The following is a 3,231-nucleotide window of genomic DNA, read 5'->3' on the forward strand; positions in this document are numbered from 1 at the left end:
ACCAGACGCCCGGCGGCTACGCGAAGATCTCGTACACCGGCCAGCCTGCCGCGCGCGGCGCCGGCTTCGAGCTGTCCACCGGCCGCGAGGGCGCGAAGGTCAAGGTGATCGCCGACCGCTTCGGGCTGGCGCGCCCGACGCAGTGGTACGACAGCGCCATGGCGGCGAAGGTGAAGGAGTGGCAGCGCAACCACGGCATCCCGCAGACCGGCGTCGTCGGCAAGCGGACGTGGCTCGCGATGGGCTACAGCGAGAGCTCGTGGACCGCACTCGACAAGTACGTCTACCCGCTGAAGGCGAAGCCGAACATGACGCGGCAGCAGCTCATCAACACGATGATCGCGGCGGCGCGCTCGTATGAGGGATCCCGCTACGTCTGGGGCGGCTCGAACCACCCGTCCGTGGGCGCCGACTGCGTGGGCGTCGTGATGCAGGCCCTGCTCGCGGTCGGCCTCAACGTCGAGCCGAGCAACACCGTCACGCACACACGGCCCGGCAACACCACCCCGCGCGAGATCTACGCGAGCAAGAAGTTCAAGCACGTGCCCTACAGCCAGCGCCAGCCGGGCGATCTGATCTTCCAGGCGCACGACCCGCGGGATCGGAGCACGGTCCGCCACGTGCAGATGTACCTCGGAAACGGCATGGTGATGGAGTCCGTCCATGTCGGCGGCATCGTTCGCCGCGAGAACATCACGTATCCGGCCAGCAAGAACATGCCGACCGTGGTGCGCCCGCTGCCCTGAGCGACGCTCCCCGGCTCGGGCCCGGGCCTCGACGGGCCGCTGGTGGATGACGCCTCGCTGATCCGCCTCGTCGCGGCACGAAGCGCGGCCGGCGCACCATCCCGGCGCGGCCCGGTGGACGGGCCGAAATACCGGCGGCGGGCGCGGCGGCGTGCAGGATGGTCTGCGGGGCTCCCGCTGCCCCTGCCGCTCCCCTGCTGCCGGAGGATCCCCCATGCCCCGCCCCCGCCTCATCCTGCGTTCCGCCGTCGTCGTCGCCGTGGCCGCATCGCTCGCCGTACTCGGTGGCACGGCCGCGCATGCGAAGGGCGGCGACGTCGGTGGAGCGGGCTCGACCTACTACCTGAACGACGAGTGGAGCGGCCAGGCGAACCACGTCGTCGAGTACGGGCTGCGCACGGATCGCGCGTACAGCGGCGACTGGGACGGGGACGGCAAGGACTCCCTCGCCGTCCGCCGCGGCAACCGCTACTACCTCACCAACAGCACGACGGGGAAGGTCGCCATCACGTTCGCGTACGGCCGCACCAACGATGTGACACTCGTCGGCGACTGGAACGGGGATGGCGTCGACACGCTCGCCGTCCGCCGCGGCAACATGTACTACTTCACCAACAAGCTCAAGGGCGGCGACGCGGAGACCGTGCTCGCCTACGGCCGCGCAGGCGACCAGGTTCTCGTGGGCGACTGGAACGGCGACGGCAAGGACACCCTCGCCGTGCGACGCGCGAACACCTTCTACTTCGCTGATTCGCTCACGGGCGGCGACGCGTCGCGCGTGCTCGCCTACGGGCGCGCGGCCGACCTCGTCTACGTGGGCGACTGGAACGGCGACGGCACGGACACCCCTGCCGTTCGACGCGGTGCCACCTACTACGTCACCGACCGGTTCGCTCCGGGGAACGCCGACCGCACCCTCACCTACGGGCGCGCGAACGACAGCACGCTCGTCGGCGACTGGAACGGCGACCGCAAGGACTCGCTCGGCGTGCGCCGCAGCAACCCCGCCGAGGTGTCCGCCGCGATCCGCTGGGCGACAACGGAGTACGGCACCTTCCAGTCCGGGACGTACAGCGGCACGGGCAATCGCACGATCACACTGCCGGCGGGTGCGAAGGGCGGCCTGCTCGTCGCCAGTCACCGCGGTTCCGGGGAGTTCCGGCTCGAGCTGCGCAAGGCGGGCGCGACGATCGACATCCCCGTCTACGTGACCGGCACCTACGCCGGCACGACCGCGTTCGGCCTCGATCGCGCCCAGCAGGGCGGCACGCTCAGCGTCGTGGCAAGCGGCGCCTGGACCGTCCGCGTGCTGCCGATGGAGTCCGCCTCCGTCCTGCCGACCTCAGGCACCGGTGACGGCGTCTTCCTCTACGGCGCCGGCGCGCGCAACGTCTCATCGACGCATTCCGGCGCATCGCAGCTCGTCGCCGTGCAGTGGAGCGGATCGGACGCGTCGCGCAGCCGGGTCGTCATCGAAGCGAACGGAAGCGGCCGCCTCGCCGCCGGCCCCTCCGTCGTCTACGTCGTCGCCGACGGGAAGTGGACGCTGACCCCGCGCTGAGCGCGATCCGCGTTTCGCGCTCGCTCCGCGGTTTCCGCCGTCTCCGCGCGCGTCGCGACCGCCCCTACAGGGGGTAGAGGCGATCGGCCAGCGCGCGCTTGCGGGCGCCGAGCTGCTTCGCCTTCTCGGGGAAGGACGGGTCCACGGTCGCGTCTTCGGCCCGGACGGCGTCGCCGGCCTCGATGAGCGTCCACCCGGTCCCGAGGGCACGCAACGACTCGTGCTTGATGTCGTAGTAGCCCGGCCGGCCGGCGATCACGAGGCCGGCGGCGCCCGCGGCCGCCGCCATCAGGTGGACATGGAAGCGCGAGGTGAGCCACCGCTGTCCCGCCCTGGCCGGCAGCCCGTCCGCCCAGATGTGCCCGAAGGGGTAGAAGCGCGCGTCCGGACGCGCGAGCTCTCGATAGCGGTGGTCGTCCGGCGGCAGCGCCTCGACGAAGCCCACGCTGTCGACCGAGATGCCCGCGAGGAAGCCGTCGATCGTCGCCAGCGCGGCCTCGTCCTCCCAGGCCCGCAGATCTCCCTGCACGAGCACCATGCGGTCGGGCGAAGACCGCTGGTCGTACGCGCGACGCCTCTGGGCGAGCGCGAGGAAAGCGTCGTCGATCCCCGGCTCGACGCCGATCACGGCCGCGCTGCGCTCGTCGCGCACCTCGACGTGCGCGAAAGCCGCGAACTGGTCGGCGAGCCATGGCTCCAGGTCCGCGCCGTTCTCGCCGATCAGCGGCATCAGTCCGAGACCGGTGGCGAACGCCCGCACGCCCGAAGTCTCGCTGACGGCGGCGACGGCCGAGACGAGTGACAGGTTGTCCTGCCAGATCGCGTTCAGGTAGCCGCCCCCGAGCAGGTGGATGGACTCCATGCGACGCAGCGCGAGCAGCCCCGTGTCGAAGCGGGGCGAGCCGAGCTCCCGGACGAGATGCC

3 protein-coding genes are annotated in these 3,231 nt (G+C 71.4%); 2 read left to right on the forward strand and 1 reads right to left on the reverse strand.

Going from position 1 to position 3,231, the window contains the following annotated elements; translation table 11 throughout:
- A partial coding sequence (locus tag RIF89_RS12865) for an NlpC/P60 family protein (protein ID WP_309069496.1) occupies positions 1-746 on the forward strand: 746 nt, incomplete at its 5' end.
- 214 nt (positions 747-960) lie between these two features.
- Positions 961-2,307, forward strand: a complete 1,347-nt coding sequence (locus RIF89_RS12870) for a hypothetical protein (RefSeq protein ID WP_309069497.1) — start codon at positions 961-963, stop codon at positions 2,305-2,307.
- Between the two features lie 64 nt (positions 2,308-2,371).
- On the opposite strand, the gene RIF89_RS12875 is transcribed toward RIF89_RS12870, so the two are convergent.
- Positions 2,372-3,231, reverse strand: an 860-nt coding sequence (locus tag RIF89_RS12875) for a hypothetical protein (RefSeq protein WP_309069498.1), incomplete at its 5' end; no start/stop codon positions are given.

The sequence above is a fragment of the Microbacterium sp. genome, from assembly GCF_031178525.1.
GTDB lineage: Bacteria > Actinomycetota > Actinomycetes > Actinomycetales > Microbacteriaceae > Microbacterium.

Bases quoted from the DNA above. Each gene is read 5' to 3' on its own strand.
- RIF89_RS12870 (WP_309069497.1), top strand. From the start codon at position 961: ATGCCCCGCCCCCGCCTCATCCTGCGTTCCGCCGTCGTCGTCGCCGTG.